Source organism: Patiriisocius sp., from assembly GCF_051252435.1.
GTDB lineage: Bacteria > Bacteroidota > Bacteroidia > Flavobacteriales > Flavobacteriaceae > Patiriisocius.
The window spans coordinates 149,412-166,466 of the sequence record NZ_JBPOFW010000002.1 but is presented as its reverse complement, the minus strand read 5'-3'; the positions used below and the strand labels follow the sequence as shown (position 1 = coordinate 166,466).

Genomic DNA, 17,055 nt, shown 5'->3' with positions numbered 1-17,055 from the left:
GTTAAAATTTATTGTTTTTAAATTATTCTTCTTCCTTATTATCAAGAGACGTGCCATTATCTATTTTAGCAATTGGCACACCTTCTTCATCTATCACTACATCCACATCTTCATCTTCCTTCATCACTTTTGCAACTGCCGCGATAGAATCATCCTCTCTTACTTTTATCAATCGCACTCCTTGTGTTGCACGACCCATAACTCGCAGAGATTCTACCGCCATACGGATTGCAATACCAGATTTATTGATAATCATTAAATCATCAGAATCTATTACATTCTTTATAGATACAAGTTTACCTGTTTTTTCAGTAACGCTAATTGTTTTTACACCTTTACCTCCGCGGTTTGTAATTCTATAATCTTCAATACTGGAGCGTTTTCCGTAGCCATTTTCACTAACTACTAAAATTTCTGACTCTTTGTCATTAATAGCAATCATTCCAATAACTTCATCGTTTTCATCAGCGAGTCTAATTCCGCGAACCCCCGAGGCATTTCTTCCCATTGGTCTTGTTTTCTCCTCTTCAAACCTGATGGCTTTTCCACTACGTACAGCAAGCATTACTTGACTATCACCTCTGGTTAATTTTGCTTCTAATAATTCGTCATCGTCCTTAATTGTGATGGCGTTAATTCCATTTGTTCTAGGTCTAGAGTATTGTTCTAAAGGAGTTTTCTTAACCTGTCCCTTTTTAGTAGCCATAATTACATAACGACTATTCACATAATCTTCATCTTTAAGGTCATTCGTACATATAAATGCCATTACTTTATCGTCTGGTTCAATATTGATGAGGTTTTGAATAGCTCTTCCTTTTGAAGTTTTACTTCCTTCAGGAATTTCAAATACACGCATCCAAAAACATTTTCCTTTTTGAGTGAAGAACAACATATATTGGTGGTTTGTCCCAACAAATAAATGTTCTAAGAAATCTTCATTACGCGTTGCAGATGCTTTTTGACCTACTCCTCCTCTATTTTGAGTTTTGTATTCGGCAAGGGATGTCCTTTTAATATAACCTGCATGTGAAATGGTTAAAACTACCTGTTCATCTGCAATTAAATCTGTAATACTTACATCTCCCCCAGCATATTCAATTACTGAACGACGCGCATCACCATACTTATTTTGAATTTCAACAAGCTCTTCTTTGATGATTTCCATTCTACGCTCTTTGCTTGCAAGAATTTCTTCATAGCCAGCAATTGTTTTCATTAGCTCTTCATATTCAGCTCTTAATTTGTCCTGCTCTAATCCCGTCAATTGACGTAGGCGCATTTCGACAATTGCTTTGGCTTGGATTTCGCTTAATTCGAATGCATTTACTAAGGCAGCTCTAGCTTCGTCAGCATTTGCACTCGCCCTAATGAGGCGAATAACTTCATCAATATTATCACTCGCTATAATTAAACCTTCAAGAATATGTGCTCTTTCTTTGGCTTTTCGGAGCAAATATTCGGTTCTACGAACAACAACTTCGTGACGGTGTTCAACAAAATAATGAATCAATTCTTTTAGATTCAACATTTGTGGACGACCGTTCACTAAAGCAATGTTATTTACACTAAAACTAGATTGTAATGCCGTGTACTTAAACAGCATGTTAAGCACGATATTAGGAATTGCGTCACGTTTCAAAATGTAAACAATACGCATTCCGTTACGATCACTTTCGTCCCTTATATTTGAAATTCCTTCAATTTTCTTTTCGTTCACCATGTCGGCAGTCTTCTTTATCATGTCTGCCTTGTTAACTTGGTAAGGGATTTCGTTAACAATGATACACTCTCTTCCTTGAACTTCTTCAAACGTAGCCTTTGCGCGCATTACAACACGTCCGCGTCCTGTATGAAAAGCATCTCTAACACCATCATATCCATAAATCACACCTCCTGTAGGAAAATCTGGCGCTTTGATATGTTGCATCAATTCATCAATCTCAATATCATTGTTATCAATGTAAGCTAATGTCCCGTCGATAACTTCAGTCAAATTATGAGGAGGCATATTTGTCGCCATACCAACCGCAATACCCGAAGCCCCGTTGATCAAAAGTCCCGGAACTCTTGTTGGAAGTACGGTAGGCTCCTTTAGAGTATCATCAAAATTTAATTGATGATCTACAGTTTCTTTATCGATATCAGCTAGCATATCTTCCGAAATTCGCTGCATTCTCGCCTCTGTATATCTCATTGCCGCTGGGCTATCACCATCAACAGACCCAAAATTACCTTGCCCATCTACCAATAGGTAACGTAAACTCCATTCCTGAGCCATACGTACCATTGCATCATATACCGAAGTATCACCGTGCGGGTGATATTTACCTAGTACTTCTCCAACAATTCTTGCCGATTTTTTGTGAGCACCTGTTGCTCTAATACCTAGTTCGTGCATTCCGAAAAGAACACGTCTGTGCACGGGTTTCATACCATCACGTACATCTGGCAGCGCACGTGACACAATTACAGACATCGAGTAATCGATGTAAGCCGATTTCATTTCATCTTCAATGTTGATAGGGATCAATTTTTCACCTTCAGCCATAGTATTTTATGTTTATTATAGATTGTCTTTCTAAACAAGCAAGATACATTATTTGGTGGGTTTGACGGCGTTTTTAAACTCCCGTTATTCACTATTTTATTAACAAAAGACGGCACTCTTTTGGTTGATAACTATCAAAGTATTTTCTTTTTTTTACGATACAAATTTCGTCATTTTACTAAACTACCGTTAAATAGGTATAGTTTTTGCCTTAACAGCAGTAATTTTAGTAATTTTAGACGAAAAGGAACTTAGAGTATGGATGATAATTTTTCCCCAAGAGTAAAAGACGTAATTGCATTTAGCAAAGAAGAAGCTTTGCGCTTAGGTCATGATTTTATTGGCACTGAGCATTTAATGCTAGGTCTTTTACGAGATGGTAATGGCAAGGCTGTAACCATCTTAAGTGCATTAGAAATCGACTTAAACCACTTAAGACGTAAAGTAGAAATTTTAAGTCCTGCAAACCCAGGAACTGCCATTACCGGCAATGATAAAAAGAACCTACATCTTACGAGACAAGCTGAGCGCGCATTAAAAACAACTTTTTTGGAAGCAAAACTTTTTCAAAGTACTTCCATAAATACCGCGCATCTGTTATTGTGTATTTTGAGAAATGAAAATGACCCCACCACAAAGCTTTTAAATAAAATGAATGTGGATTATGATGGAGCTAAAGAACAATTTAAAGTGATGCTGACCAGTGATGATGATTATATAGACACGCCAGATGCTGCTGCGTTTCCTAATGACGATGATAATCAAAGTGAAGAGGGCGAAAAGGAAAATATTTTTGGCGGAGGTGCTACAAAGACCAACAAAAAATCGAAAACTCCTGTTTTGGATAACTTTGGAAGGGATTTAACAGCAATGGCCGAGGACGGAAAACTAGACCCGGTCGTGGGACGTGAAAAAGAAATTGAGCGCGTTTCTCAGGTGTTAAGCCGCAGAAAAAAGAATAATCCTCTCTTAATTGGAGAACCTGGTGTTGGTAAATCTGCTATTGCTGAAGGTTTAGCTTTACGAATTATTCAACGCAAAGTGTCACGTATTCTTTATGATAAGAGAGTTGTTACACTAGATCTTGCAAGTCTTGTTGCGGGCACAAAATACCGTGGGCAATTTGAGGAGCGAATGAAGGCTGTAATGAATGAACTTGAAAAGAATGATGATATTATTCTTTTCATTGATGAAATCCACACCATCGTTGGTGCGGGCGGAGCAACTGGAAGTCTGGATGCCTCAAACATGTTTAAACCAGCCCTAGCGCGTGGTGAAATTCAATGTATTGGCGCTACAACACTTGATGAATATCGCCAGTATATTGAAAAAGATGGCGCTCTTGAACGTCGTTTTCAAAAAGTTTTAGTGGAGCCTACCTCCGTTGAAGAAACTGTGGAGATTTTACAGAACATTAAAGATAAATATGAAGCGCATCACAATGTAACCTACACAGATGCTGCTTTGGTAGCTTGTGTAAAGCTTACTAATAGATATATGACAGAGCGTTTTCTCCCGGACAAGGCAATTGATGCTTTAGATGAAGCAGGTTCTCGTGTTCATATTACGAACATTAACGTTCCAGATAAAATTTTAAAATTAGAAGCTCAATTGGAAGAGGTTCGTGAACTTAAAAACTCTGTTGTAAAAAAGCAGAAATATGAAGAAGCGGCAAAATTGAGAGACGATGAAAAGAATCTTGAAAAAGATTTAGCGACCGAACAAGAGATTTGGGAAAACGACTCCAAATTACACCGTGAAACTGTTGGCGAAGAAGAAGTTGCTGAAGTTGTTTCAATGATGACTGGAGTTCCTGTTAACCGTATTGCACAAACGGAAAGTAACAAATTAGCCGAATTACCTCAACTAATCAAAGGAAAAGTAATTGGCCAAGATGAAGCTGTAAGCAAAGTTGTCAAGGCAATTCAGAGAAATAGAGCTGGACTTAAAGATCCAAATAAACCAATTGGTTCATTTATATTTTTAGGTCAAACTGGAGTTGGTAAAACACAGTTAGCAAAAGTATTGGCTCGCGAACTTTTTGATTCAGAAAATGCACTTATTCGTATTGATATGAGCGAATACATGGAGAAATTTGCCATCTCTAGATTGGTGGGAGCACCTCCAGGATATGTGGGTTATGAAGAAGGCGGTCAATTGACCGAAAAGATTAGAAGAAAACCATATTCAGTTGTATTATTAGATGAAATTGAGAAAGCACACCCAGATGTTTTCAATATGCTTTTACAGGTACTTGATGATGGCCATTTAACAGATAGTTTGGGTCGTAAAATCGATTTCAGAAATACTATCATAATAATGACTTCAAACATTGGTGCACGTAAACTGAAAGATTTTGGAACTGGAGTTGGTTTCGGAACAAAATCTCAAACAAGTCAGGCAGATGCTAATGCTAAAGGGATTATTGAAAATGCCTTGAAAAAAGCGTTTGCTCCAGAATTTTTAAATCGTGTTGATGATGTAATGGTCTTCAATGCACTTGAGAGAGAAGATATTCATAAAATTATTGATATTGAATTAGATCAATTATTCACTCGAATTAAAGATTTAGGGTATGATTTAAAACTTTCAGAAAAAGCAAAAGATTATATCGCCGATAAAGGATTTGATAAGGATTACGGTGCAAGACCTTTGAAACGTGCAATTCAAAAATATATTGAAGACGCACTTGCTGAGGAGATTATCAATAGTAATTTAAAGGAAGGCGATAGTATTGCAATGGATTTAGATGAAAAAACAAACGAGTTGACTATCAAAATCAAGAAGCAAAAGAAGCCTACTGAATCTTAAAAGCAAATTTAAATTGTAAAGCTCTCATCGTTAGATGGGAGCTTTTTTTTTCACAAACTTTCTTAATAGTTTTTGGAGAGCCAAATATAGCACGTATCTTTAATAAACTAACAAAAACCACTAAAATGAGTCGATTCCATTATTACGATTTAGGCTATACCGAAGCCTTCATTTTTGATCAGTTTATAATAAATCAAATGAAAGAAGGAGAAGTAATTACCCCTCAACATGGAGATGTGCTCAATAAATTAATTAAGAAACATTTTGGTGAGAAGCCTATGATTTATATTTCTAACCGGATTATGTCATACGCAATAGACCCACTCACCTATGTCAGCACTTCAAAAATTAAAAATCTTTTAGCAATTGCTATTGTAACTCAAAATGAAAAATTTAAAAAAAATGCTGAATATGAAAAGACATTTTTCGAAAAACCATTCAGAATATTTCCCAATTTAAGCAAAGCCATTACGTGGGCAAATAAAATCGTCCTTAAAAGTTAATGTTATAAATCAAAGTGAACATTACTTTAAGTTTATAAAGCTTCTGTTCGTAATTTTAAAAAACTAAATCATCATCGATTGACAAACTCTGCAGAAAGGAAATCGTAGCATGAATATCATCAGCTAACACTCTGTCTTCCTTTACAAATGGGACAACATTTCTAAAACTCTCCACAAAAGACTCTACAAAAGGCGAAGATCTTTTAGGTCTTCTGAAATGTAACGCCTGCGTAGCATTTAGCAATTCAATTGCAAGAACAGTTTCAATATTATCGATAACTCGAAGACATTTTGTCGCCGCATTAGCCCCCATACTTACATGGTCTTCCTGCCCATTTGAGGACACAATAGAATCAACCGAAGCAGGCGTTGCCAATTGTTTGTTTTGACTCACAATACTTGCAGCGGTATATTGCGGAATCATAAACCCACTATTCAATCCTGGGTCATCCACTAAAAATGCTGGTAAATCCCGCAATCCAGAAACCAATTGGTATGTTCTTCTTTCACTTATGCTACCAAGCTCGCTCATGGCAATTGCTAAGTAATCCAACCCCAACGCAAGTGGTTGACCGTGAAAATTTCCGCCGGAAATAATCTTATCCTCCCCAGTAAAAATATTTGGATTATCGGTAACGCTATTAATTTCGGTTTTGAAAGTCTTATCCACAAAAATGATGGTGTCCTTAGTCGCACCGTGCACTTGCGGAATGCATCTAAACGAATATGGATCTTGAACGTTTTTCTTTTCTGAAATTCCCAACTCACTATCTTGTAGAAATTCATTGATACGTTCAGCAGTTTTAACTTGTCCTCGATGCGGACGAACCAAATGTACCAAAGCATCAAACGGACTCATATTACAATCAAAAGCATCTACCGAAATCGCTCCAATCAAATCAGCCAAATATGAAAGTTTATGACTTTTGAGCAAACAATACATCCCGTAAGCACTCATAAACTGGGTGCCGTTTAATAAAGCAAGACCTTCTTTAGCTTTAAGTGAAATGGGTTGCCAATTGTGTTTTTCTAATATTTCTGCTGAAGGAACAATGTTATCATCCTCCCACACATTTCCTTTACCAATTAAAGGAAGTGATAAATGTGCCAACGGAGCCAAATCTCCAGAGGCACCAAGACTTCCCTGAGTATAAATTACGGGTAGGATATTGTTGTTATACATTTCCGTTAGGCGTTCCACCGTTTGCAGTTGTACGCCGCTGTAGCCATAACTCAAAGATTGAATCTTTAAAAGCAACATCAACCTTACAATCTGCTTAGGTACGTATTCGCCAGTACCGCAAGCGTGCGACATCACTAGGTTTTCTTGAAGTTTTGATAAGTTTTCTGTTGAAATTTTAACATTGCACAACGAACCAAAACCGGTATTTATACCATAGATAGGAGTATCATTGTTTTTCATTTTTTCAGAAAGAAAATCATGGCATCTATTGATGTTGCCAATAGCTTCTTCTGAAAGTGCTATTTTTTTGTCAGTTTCGAGAATATCCTTGATTACAGATAAACTTAATAGTGTGGTGCTTATATAATGCAATTGATATGCGTTTTTAAAGGGTTGTTTGAGACAAAAATACAATTTCTTGTTAAGGTTTTATCAAATAATCTGCAAGACAAATATTAAAGTTTAGTTTTGCTCAATTACTTAAAAATTTTAAAGTTAATATCCATGAAAAGAATTATATTAATACTCGCAGCAATTGCTATAATAAGTTGCGAAACCAAAGAAGAAAATACTGATGTTGCTTTCAACGCAACCTTCGCAAATACTGGCGCTCCATCCATTACAATTGTGGGTGCGGACTATAAAGAAGACTTAACTTTAGATAGCAACGGTACTGTGACTGACACACTCGATATCCCATCTACTGGTTTTTACAATATTGTGTTAGGCCGCGACAGAATGCCCATTTACCTTGAGCAAGGGAAATCTCTAACAATTAAGATGGATGCAAAATCTCCAGATGCCCCAGTATTTGAAGGACCTGTAGCTGCTGAAAATGTTTTTGCAAGAGAGAAAAGTTTGAGAGCTGGTACAACAAACCCAATGGAGCTTTATGCTGATGAAGAAAACGTTTATCTAGAAAGCATGGCGGCAAATAAAAAAACCGAAGACAGCCTTCTTACCGCTAGCGGAATTAAAAATGAAACATTTCTGAAAGTTTTAAACGATGAAGAAATTTACACAACTGCCTTCACACATAATATGTATCCTCAGTACCATGCTTATATCACTAAAAATGATGACTTTAAGGCTTCCTCTTCTTTCGCTTCACTTAATAATGGAGTGAATGTTAGTGACACCACTGCTTACAGGAATTCAATGGCATATCAGCAAATGGTTGATAATAAAATTCAAAATGATGCGTATGAGGCTTTTATGGAAGATGAAAGCGAGGATAAGGATATGACAATGATATATTTGGAACATATTGACTCTCTCTATCCAAACGGTTTTGCTAAAGAAAAGATGGTCACACAATATTTACAATACGGACTTTCTCCTAATGAAAGCCTGGAAGAAGTTTATGCTGCGTACAAAAAAATAAATCCAAGCGAAAAAAATCTAGCCGAAGTAACGAAAAGATACAACGAACTAAAAGTACTTACTAAAGGAAATGCTTCTCCAACTTTTAAATATGAAAATCACAAAGGAGGCGAAACTGCACTGGCAGATTTAAAAGGAAAGTATACTTACATTGATGTTTGGGCAACATGGTGCGGACCTTGTATAGGCGAAATTCCTTCATTAAAACAAGTAGAAAAGGATAATCACGATAAGAATATTGAATTTGTGAGCATCTCAATTGATCGTAAAGCTGACTATGAAAAATGGAGAAAAATGGTAACAGAAAAAGAACTTGGTGGCATCCAATTAATGGCAGATAACGATTGGAAATCTGCATTTGTGACAGATTATGCAATCACAGGTATTCCCAGATTTATCTTAGTGGATCCAGACGGAAATATAGTAAGCGCAGATGCTCCAAGACCCTCTGACCCTCAATTGAGAAAAATGCTTGACAAATTAATTTAAGGCAATAATATTACACGATAGAAATCCCTCTTAGCATTTAGCTAAGAGGGATTTTTTGTTTTCTTGAAAATATACTCTCCAATAAAGCAAAGGATAATTATTCCTAAGGAAATTAACACGCCCATCCTATTTTCATTAAACTGCTGAACAATAAGCACAACAAAGGCAACCGAGCATAAAATTGCTCCAAGTAATGTAATAATTTTATTGGCATTTAATATTTCAGCTTTTTTGAAAGCGGTATAATTCACAATGGCAAAAATTAAAAGAAAGCCAGCACTTCCAGATGTTGAAATGCTTTCCAAATTGACAAAATTAGCAATCAAAAGAGTAAGTACAACAGTAATGAGCAACCCAACGGGTTTATTCCATAACTGAAATGTGAACTCATGAGGCAGCTCGTCATCTTCGGCAAGTTCATAACTTACTCTACTACCCCCGTAAAGTGTTGCATTGATAGCAGAAAATGTAGAAATCAAAGCTGCAACCGTCATGACGGTAAAGCCTATTTGACCAATTAAAGGTTTTGAAGCTTCGGCGAGTACATAATCTTTTGCTTTTGCTATAGCATCAAAATTTAATGAACCCACAGTAATCATGGCAATCAAAATATAAAGTAAAACAACAAATCCTACTGAAATGAAATAAGCTTTGGTTACCGTTTTTTCCGGGTTATCCATATCTGGAACCGCATTTGCAATCAATTCAAATCCTTCATACGCTACAAATATCACCATTCCACCAGCTAGCAGTTGCAATGGCGCTTCCCAATTTGATGGATTGAGTTGTGATATATTCTCATTTCCGAAGAGACCATAAATACCCAATCCTATAAATGCCAACAGAATAAACAACTTGATAAATACTGCTGCACTTTCAATTTTACCCACTACTTTAAGACTGTAGTAATTGATTACAGTAGCTAGCAAAACAACAAAAGTGATATAAATATGTGTATCGAGAGTTTTATCTCCAGTAGCTGAAAATAGCTCGGGACCATAAGAACCAAAGGCACTCGCATAGAGCGATAACATAATAATATAACTTACCCAAAGCACATTATTGATACCGCCACTAAAGACACCTTTCCCAAATCCTTCATTTATAAATCGCACTGTCCCACCACGGTCGGGATATTTCAACGATAGTTTTGCATACGCATACGCAGTAAACAGAGCTATAATTCCTGCGAATAAAAAAGCAACGGGCGTTCCACCTTTTGCTAAGGAAACAGCAAGACCTAAGACTGCAAATATCCCACCGCCCACCATACCACCAATTCCTATGGCAATGGCATCTTTTAGTTTGATGTTTTTAGAGTTTGGCATTTATTAAATAAATTAAATTTCAGTTTGTTTTCATTACTGTCCCGCTGGAGCTGGCTCTTCATCTTGTCTAAATAATTCAAGAAAAGCATCACCCAAGCAATCAACAATATCGCTTGCCATCATTGCTTCAAAACCTATGGTTTGTGAGGCCATATTACCAGCACTCCCATGCAAATACACCCCAAATACGGAAGCTAACAACGGATCATAACCTTGCGCCAATAAACCTGCCAAACAACCACTCAATACATCGCCACTTCCCGCAGTTGCCATGCCTGGATTTCCGGTTGTATTTATATAGAGTTCATTGCCCATTACCGTAATGGTATTCGCTCCCTTGATAATGATAATCACTTTATACGTTGCCGAAAATTCTTGACACTTTTTAATCTTGTCATAATCATCAGTCCACTCCCCTATCAATCTAGCCAACTCGCCCGGATGTGGCGTTAAAATAGCGTTTTCTGGAAGTAGTTTAATGAGCATTTTTGTTTCTGAAATACAATTCAAAGCATCTGCATCAATGACGATTGGGCACAACACTTTTTTTAATAAGGCCCGCAAAGCAGTGGCAGTTTCTTTTCTTTTACCAATTCCCATTCCCACGGCAATGGCATCGGGTTCAAAGTCAAAATTGATACTTGTAATAAAATCGTCGTTTTTATCTGTTTTAACCATTGCCTCTGGCACGGTTGACTGTAAAATAGTATAACCACTCTTTGGTACCATCGCAGTCACTTTTCCTGCGCCCGTTCGCATAGTGGCTTTAGTAGCCAGTACAGAAGCTCCCATCATACCGTGGCTTCCTGCTACGATTAAGGAGTGTCCAAAATTCCCCTTGTGTGCATATTTATTTCGTTGTTTATAAAATCGTTGCGCTTGCGGTTTTGCAATGAGTTGCGCCAATGGGTCTTGACTTTCAAGATAATTACGGTCAAGACCAATATCAATCGCTTCATAAAAAGTTACAAAAGGACCTGTTTCGGGTAAAAAGAAAGATAGCTTAGGTGCTTGAAACGTCAACGTATGGTTGGCCTTTACAATCGCATCAAAATCCTCCACAGGCTGCTCCGCCAAAAGTCCACTAGGAATATCAATAGACAACTTAAAAGCGCGTTGCGCATTAATATGTAAAATCAAATCCTTGACCCAACCTTCTGGAGGTCTGTTTAATCCTATGCCAAACAATGCATCGATGATGATATCTTCAAGAGCTATTTCTGGGAAATCTTCAGCACCTTTCATTAATGTCGGCCAATTTTTAGTGACATCCTTATATCTGCTATAATTTGTCAAAAAGCATGGCGAACGCTTGTCTGTAAAGTTGGCGATATAACAATGAACGTTATACCCACTTTCAATTAAAAGTCTTCCCAACACGAGGCCGTCTCCCCCATTATTCCCTATTCCGCAAAAAATATGGACAGGAACTTGCGCCCCTTGCATGCGTTGATGCAGCCAGTTAAAAATCTGCCCGCCAGCTCGTTCCATTAAATCTACCGAGGTAATATTTTGATTGCTACACGTTACTTCGTCGGCTTCGTACAATTGCTTAGATGAGTATATTTTCAAAAGTTTAAATTTTAGGGTTACAAAATTTCTGAAATCATAAGTACTTCGGAAATTTTAAATAACTGAAACAGATTTCCATATTTTCCAATCTTCGTTTCGGGATAAAAAATTTCCAGCATATTTCAGAAGCATAAAAATACAAATATCTTAAAGTCCTAAAGAGGATAATTTCAAAAGAAATATTCGAAGTTTCCACCTCGCTTTAATACATTTGTGAACCTTTAAGGATATTGGCAAAATCAAATTTAATCATAGCGTTGATTTTTAAAATTTCCGAAGTGATTAAATCCATTTAATAAATCGTTTAACTAACAGAAACCCGCCTGCGCGGACATGATATGAAAAATACAGCCTTAACTCAAATACACGAAGCACTTGGTGCAAAAATGGTCCCTTTTGCGGGATATAATATGCCTGTTTCTTACGAGGGCGTGAATGCCGAACATGAAACTGTGCGCAGTGCAGTGGGAGTTTTTGATGTGTCTCACATGGGTGAGTTTTTAATTTTAGGGCCAAATGCGCTAGATTTAATTCAACATGTTTCTAGTAACGATGCTTCAAAACTAAAGGACGGACAAGCGCAATATAGCTGTCTTCCCAATGAAGACGGCGGTGTTGTGGACGATTTGATTATCTATCGTTTGGAAGCCGAAAAGTGGTTGCTCGTTGTAAACGCATCAAACATTGAAAAGGATTGGAACTGGATTTCAAAGCACAACACCTTTGGTGCCGAAATGAGAAACATCAGTGAGGATTATTCTTTGTTGGCCATTCAAGGACCCAAAGCTGTCGAGGCCATGCAATCATTGACTTCTGAAGATTTATCAGCGATAAAATTTTATACGTTTAAAGTTTCAGACTTTGCTGGAATTGAAAATGTGATTATCAGTGCTACCGGATACACGGGAAGTGGCGGATTTGAAATCTACTGCAAAAACACAGAAGTGGCTCAAGTATGGGAAAAAGTGATGGAAGCCGGAGCAGATTTTGGGATTAAGCCTATCGGTTTGGCCGCGAGAGATACACTGCGATTAGAAATGGGTTATTGCCTTTACGGAAATGATATTGACGATACTACATCTCCACTGGAAGCTGGGTTAGGATGGATTACAAAATTCAATAAAGATTTTGTAAACAGTGAAGCTCTTAAAAAGCAAAAAGAACACGGCGTTGAAAAAACGTTGATTGCTTTTGAATTGGACGAAAGAGGCATTCCAAGACAAGGTTACGACATTGTGGACGGCAACGGTAACAAAATAGGAAACGTAACCAGCGGCACCATGTCCCCATCAATGAATAAAGGAATTGGACTTGGTTATGTTCCTGTAGTTTTTAAAGACGTTGGTTCAAAAATTAATATACAAATTAGAAAAAACGCGGTGCCTGCTACTGTGGTAAAATTACCTTTTTATAAGAAGTAATTAAGCTTTCAGGCATAAAAAACGAGCGAAGAATTTTAAATTTTTTAAAGATATTAGGTTGAGCACGCTCCAAAATAAAAAATTATTTTGGCTGGCAGTAGAAACTTATTTTCTAATAACCTTAGTTTAAATTATATTATTATGAAATTTAATCTAAGACCCAATTTTGTATCTTTAACAAAAAGAGAATTAAAATGAATTTAGAGGCTAGAAAAATAGAATTTATACAAGAATTTTTAAAACTTCAAAGTGAAGAAGCTATTTCTCGTCTTGAAAAAATGTTGAGAAAAGAGAGCATTGCATATAACAAACAAATAGCTGAGCCAATGACACAATACGAATTAAATAATCGTATTGATGAATCTGAAGCTGATTTCAAAAATAATCGATTTAAAACTAGTTCTCAACTTTTGGATAAATTTGAATAATGACAATTAAAATTATTTGGTCGCGATTTGCTGAAACACAACTTGATGAAATTTATAACTACTATAAAAAGGAAGCAAGTCCTAAAGTTGCCAACATGCTTTTAAAAGGTATTATTAATGAACCAAACAAATTAATTAAAACTCCATCAATAGGACAAAAAGAAGCTCTTTTAAAGCTAAGAGAAATAGAATATCGCTATTTAATTTTCAAAAACTATAAAATAATTTATTCTGTGGACAGTAAAAATGGATTGATAAAAATCGCAGATGTTTTTGACACACGACAAAATCCTCCTAAACTTAAACGCATTAAATAATATTAAATAGTTTTCTACGTGAATCAATAAGTTATTGATCGCTTCAAAAAAAATCCCCCATGAAATGCCCAATTACCAACAAATAATAAACGACATCCATGCCAACCTTAAAACCACGAAAAATACGGGTGAAGTCGCAGACTATATTCCTGAGTTGGGAAAAGTAGATGGAGAGCTGTTCGGTATTTATCTGAATAATGTTCACGGGAATAACTTTGAGGTGGGCGACACACAAGTCCCCTTCTCTATTCAAAGTATTTCGAAAGTATTTTCGCTTGCTATGGCATTTGCAAATCAAGGAAACGCCCTGTGGGAAAGAGTTGACGTAGAGCCTTCGGGAAATCCGTTTAATTTTCTATCCTTGTTGGAACGCGAAAAAGGAATTCCCCGTAATCCGCTCATCAACAGCGGCGCTATTGTCATTGCAGATTGTTTGGTTTCCAATTTAAAAAATCCCAAAGAAGATTTTATTCAGTTCGTGCGTGGTTTGGCAGGTGATGATTCTATTTCTTTTAATGAACAAGTAGCCGAGTCTGAACGCATAACAGGTTTCAGAAATTACGCCATCGCAAACCTTTTAAAATCCTTTGAAAATCTAGCAAATCCGGTCGAGGAAGTTTTGGATTTTTACTTTCATCAGTGCTCTATTGAGATGACTTGCGAGCAATTATCAAACGCTTTTTTTGCCTTTGCAAATCATGGTGTTTGTATGAGAGGAAACCAATGTTTGACACAAAAACAAGCAAAACGTATCAACGCAATTATGCTCACCTGCGGCTTTTACGATGAAGCTGGCGAATTTGCATTCGAAGTGGGACTGCCCGGAAAGAGTGGCGTGGGCGGTGGTATCGTAGCACTTTTACCCAACCATTACGTAATAACTACTTGGTCGCCACCACTCAATGAAAAAGGGAATAGTTATTTTGGCATGCAGGCTTTGGAACAATTTACCACAGAGACTAAATCATCCATTTTTTAGTTATATAATAGATGATTCCCCAAAAACACATAGTCCTAATTCTAGGAGCAAGCGGCTTTATTGGCAACAACATTTATAGAGAACTCTGCAACTATTTTGACACCTACGGCACCTATTTTTCTCAAAAAAAAGAGTTTGGTGACAACCATCAATTTTTTCATTTTGATGTTTCTAAAGGTGGCATAGCCGAAATATTAAACACAGTCAACCCCTCTGTTATCATTTCAAGTTTAAAGGGTGACTATGCCGCACAATTAAAAACCCATCGAGAAATAGCCCAGTGGGTAACTGAGCATCATTATGCACGCTTGTTGTTTTTGTCTTCGGCACACGTTTTTGATGGCAGGTTCAATTATCCTTCATATGAAAAAGAGGTTCCAAAATCTGATTCAAAAAGTGGGATGTTTAAAATTTCGGTAGAGAGAATGTTATTAGAGACCATTCCCGCGCAGACCGCTATTTTGAGACTGCCCATGATTTTTGGCAACAACTCTCCAAGAATTAACGAACTCCGTAACGCCATTAAATTTAAAGCTAATTATGAAGTGTTTCCAAACCTAATAATTAGCGTTACAACTGCTGATAAAATTGCGCAACAGCTGCATTATATTATCGCTACCAACGACGATGGGATTTTCCATTTGGCAAGTGACGATGTGGTGCATCATAACGATTTTATAACAGAAATTTGTGAGAAGATCACGGGTAAATTCCCTATTTTTAAAAATGTGTTCAACAGAAATGATGAAAGCTATTTGGCTATTTTGCCAAAGTTTAAAAAACTGCCGAGCCATTACAGCATAACAGTGAGCGACGTTATAGAAAATTGTATTCTAGACGATATTGCCACCCTAAGAAACTAAAGTTACTTCCCATTAGAGGGAAATTAATATTTGAGAAGAAAGATAATTTAAAAATATACTGAAATGAGTAAAATGACAGATAAAGAAATAGACGAAAAATTAGCAAAATTTGAAGGTTGGGATTTAGAAGAAGGTGCTTTGCATACGGTGTTTGAGTTTGAAAATTTTAAAGAAGCATTCTCTGCTATGACCCGTATTTCCTTTGAATGCGAGAAACAAGGGCATCACCCAGAGTGGACAAACATTTATAATACATTAGAAATATACCTAACCACCCACGACGCAGATGGGGTGACAGAAAAGGATTTTAAACTAGCAAAAGCGATTGATGATTTGATAGGTTAAATCCATTAAAAAATATATTAAAAATTAATTCCCAAATCAAAAAGGTTATGCTTTAGGTTTGGGATTTCTTATGTGGATTTTTTTATATTTGATATTTGTAATACATACTACATTTCAGCAGTAAAAATTGTTGAGATTTTCAAATAAACAAGATTATGGGAAGAGCTTTTGAATTTAGAAAAGCAAGAAAAATGAAACGCTGGTCTGCGATGAGCAAGGCGTTTACAAGAATTGGGAAAGATATTGTCATGGCCGTAAAAGAAGGTGGCCCAGACCCAGATTCAAATTCTAGATTGCGTGCGGTCATACAGAACGCAAAGGCAATTAATATGCCCAAAGATAACGTTGAGCGTGCTATTAAGCGTGCCAGTGATAAAAGTCAAGGGGATTATAAAGAAGTTATTTTTGAAGGTTATGCACAACACGGTATCGCTGTTTTAGTAGAGACTGCAACAGATAATAACACACGTACCGTTGCAAATGTGCGTGCGTGTTTTAATAAAACTGATAGTAGTTTTGGTACTTCTGGTTCTGTGGTATTTATGTTCGACCATACCTGCAATTTTAGAGTGAATGGCGAAGGTCTTGATTTGGAAGAATTAGAACTAGAATTAATCGACGAAGGTGTCGAAGAAATTTTTGAAGACGAAGACGGTGTGTTGATTTACGCTCCTTTTGAAAGCTTCGGAAATATACAGTCGTATTTAGAATCTAATAACATTGAAATCCTTTCTTCGGGCTTTGAAAGAATCCCCCAAGTCACTAAAAAATTGACTGAGGAACAAATGGCAGATGTTGAAAAACTATTGGAAAAACTAGAAGAAGATGATGACGTTCAAAACGTATATCATACTATGGAAGAAAGCGAATAAATGTAATATT

The 17,055-nt window shown here is 36.7% G+C and carries 14 protein-coding genes; 10 read left to right on the top strand and 4 right to left on the bottom strand.

Going from position 1 to position 17,055, the window contains the following annotated elements:
* Positions 1–22: 22 nt before the first annotated feature.
* Entirely contained in the window at positions 23–2,551 is a 2,529-nt protein-coding gene (gene gyrA, locus ACSHW7_RS05830) for a DNA gyrase subunit A (RefSeq protein WP_435678396.1), read from the bottom strand.
* 258 nt (positions 2,552–2,809) lie between these two features.
* Here gyrA and ACSHW7_RS05825 point away from each other — a divergent pair, with 258 nt between their 5' ends.
* Both ACSHW7_RS05825 and ACSHW7_RS05820 read left to right on the top strand, forming a co-directional pair.
* Positions 2,810–5,362 carry an ATP-dependent Clp protease ATP-binding subunit gene (locus tag ACSHW7_RS05825; protein ID WP_435678395.1) on the top strand — a complete coding sequence of 851 codons (2,553 nt, stop codon included), beginning with the start codon at positions 2,810–2,812 and terminating at the stop codon, positions 5,360–5,362.
* A gap of 125 nt (positions 5,363–5,487) precedes the next feature.
* Positions 5,488–5,865: a hypothetical protein gene (locus ACSHW7_RS05820; RefSeq protein WP_435678394.1), complete on the top strand. Its 378-nt coding sequence runs from the start codon at positions 5,488–5,490 to the stop codon at positions 5,863–5,865.
* A 55-nt stretch (positions 5,866–5,920) separates the two neighbouring features.
* On the opposite strand, the gene hutH is transcribed toward ACSHW7_RS05820, so the two are convergent.
* Entirely contained in the window at positions 5,921–7,420 is a 1,500-nt protein-coding gene (gene hutH / locus ACSHW7_RS05815) for a histidine ammonia-lyase (protein ID WP_435678393.1), read from the bottom strand.
* 132 nt (positions 7,421–7,552) lie between these two features.
* On the opposite strand from hutH, the gene ACSHW7_RS05810 reads away from it, so the two are divergent.
* A complete protein-coding gene (locus ACSHW7_RS05810; RefSeq protein WP_435678392.1) occupies positions 7,553–8,920 on the top strand; it encodes a TlpA family protein disulfide reductase in 1,368 nt (455 codons plus the stop codon).
* Positions 8,921–8,961: 41 nt separating this feature from the next.
* Here ACSHW7_RS05810 and ACSHW7_RS05805 read toward each other — a convergent pair whose 3' ends face one another.
* Together ACSHW7_RS05805 and ACSHW7_RS05800 are read right to left on the bottom strand one after the other, a co-directional pair.
* Positions 8,962–10,248: an APC family permease gene (locus ACSHW7_RS05805; RefSeq protein WP_435678391.1), complete on the bottom strand. Its 1,287-nt coding sequence runs from the start codon at positions 10,246–10,248 to the stop codon at positions 8,962–8,964.
* Positions 10,249–10,281: 33 nt separating this feature from the next.
* Complete coding sequence (locus tag ACSHW7_RS05800; RefSeq protein WP_435678390.1) at positions 10,282–11,820, bottom strand: NAD(P)H-hydrate dehydratase; 1,539 nt, start codon at positions 11,818–11,820, stop codon at positions 10,282–10,284.
* Between the two features lie 338 nt (positions 11,821–12,158).
* Between ACSHW7_RS05800 and gcvT the strand changes: the two genes are divergently transcribed.
* The 7 genes from gcvT (at position 12,159) to ACSHW7_RS05765 (ending at position 17,045) form a co-directional block, all read left to right on the top strand.
* The gene (gcvT, locus tag ACSHW7_RS05795) at positions 12,159–13,241 is read left to right on the top strand and encodes a glycine cleavage system aminomethyltransferase GcvT (RefSeq protein WP_435678389.1); all 1,083 of its coding nucleotides are present in this window, start codon (positions 12,159–12,161) and stop codon (positions 13,239–13,241) included.
* 194 nt (positions 13,242–13,435) lie between these two features.
* Positions 13,436–13,669: a hypothetical protein gene (locus tag ACSHW7_RS05790; protein ID WP_435678388.1), complete on the top strand. Its 234-nt coding sequence runs from the start codon at positions 13,436–13,438 to the stop codon at positions 13,667–13,669.
* Positions 13,669–13,986 (top strand): type II toxin-antitoxin system RelE/ParE family toxin, encoded by a 318-nt coding sequence (locus ACSHW7_RS05785; RefSeq protein ID WP_435678387.1) that lies wholly within the window; start codon positions 13,669–13,671, stop codon positions 13,984–13,986. Before ACSHW7_RS05790 ends, ACSHW7_RS05785 begins: the two co-directional genes overlap by 1 nt.
* A 64-nt stretch (positions 13,987–14,050) precedes the next feature.
* Positions 14,051–14,965, top strand: a complete 915-nt coding sequence (locus ACSHW7_RS05780; RefSeq protein ID WP_435678386.1) for a glutaminase — start codon at positions 14,051–14,053, stop codon at positions 14,963–14,965.
* Between the two features lie 11 nt (positions 14,966–14,976).
* Complete coding sequence (locus ACSHW7_RS05775) at positions 14,977–15,828, top strand: sugar nucleotide-binding protein (RefSeq protein WP_435678385.1); 852 nt, start codon at positions 14,977–14,979, stop codon at positions 15,826–15,828.
* Between the two features lie 63 nt (positions 15,829–15,891).
* Positions 15,892–16,173: a 4a-hydroxytetrahydrobiopterin dehydratase gene (locus ACSHW7_RS05770; RefSeq protein ID WP_435678384.1), complete on the top strand. Its 282-nt coding sequence runs from the start codon at positions 15,892–15,894 to the stop codon at positions 16,171–16,173.
* A 155-nt stretch (positions 16,174–16,328) separates the two neighbouring features.
* A complete protein-coding gene (locus tag ACSHW7_RS05765) occupies positions 16,329–17,045 on the top strand; it encodes a YebC/PmpR family DNA-binding transcriptional regulator (RefSeq protein ID WP_435678383.1) in 717 nt (238 codons plus the stop codon).
* Positions 17,046–17,055 lie beyond the last annotated feature (10 nt).

Coding starts and splice junctions, on each gene's coding strand:
- ACSHW7_RS05810 (WP_435678392.1), top strand. CDS start 7,553: ATGAAAAGAATTATATTAATACTCGCAGCAATTGCTATAATAAGTTGC.
- gyrA (WP_435678396.1), bottom strand. CDS start 2,551: ATGGCTGAAGGTGAAAAATTGATCCCTATCAACATTGAAGATGAAATG.
- ACSHW7_RS05770 (WP_435678384.1), top strand. CDS start 15,892: ATGAGTAAAATGACAGATAAAGAAATAGACGAAAAATTAGCAAAATTT.
- ACSHW7_RS05820 (WP_435678394.1), top strand. CDS start 5,488: ATGAGTCGATTCCATTATTACGATTTAGGCTATACCGAAGCCTTCATT.
- ACSHW7_RS05790 (WP_435678388.1), top strand. CDS start 13,436: ATGAATTTAGAGGCTAGAAAAATAGAATTTATACAAGAATTTTTAAAA.
- ACSHW7_RS05805 (WP_435678391.1), bottom strand. CDS start 10,248: ATGCCAAACTCTAAAAACATCAAACTAAAAGATGCCATTGCCATAGGA.
- gcvT (WP_435678389.1), top strand. CDS start 12,159: ATGAAAAATACAGCCTTAACTCAAATACACGAAGCACTTGGTGCAAAA.
- ACSHW7_RS05775 (WP_435678385.1), top strand. CDS start 14,977: ATGATTCCCCAAAAACACATAGTCCTAATTCTAGGAGCAAGCGGCTTT.
- ACSHW7_RS05765 (WP_435678383.1), top strand. CDS start 16,329: ATGGGAAGAGCTTTTGAATTTAGAAAAGCAAGAAAAATGAAACGCTGG.
- ACSHW7_RS05780 (WP_435678386.1), top strand. CDS start 14,051: ATGCCCAATTACCAACAAATAATAAACGACATCCATGCCAACCTTAAA.
- ACSHW7_RS05785 (WP_435678387.1), top strand. CDS start 13,669: ATGACAATTAAAATTATTTGGTCGCGATTTGCTGAAACACAACTTGAT.
- ACSHW7_RS05825 (WP_435678395.1), top strand. CDS start 2,810: ATGGATGATAATTTTTCCCCAAGAGTAAAAGACGTAATTGCATTTAGC.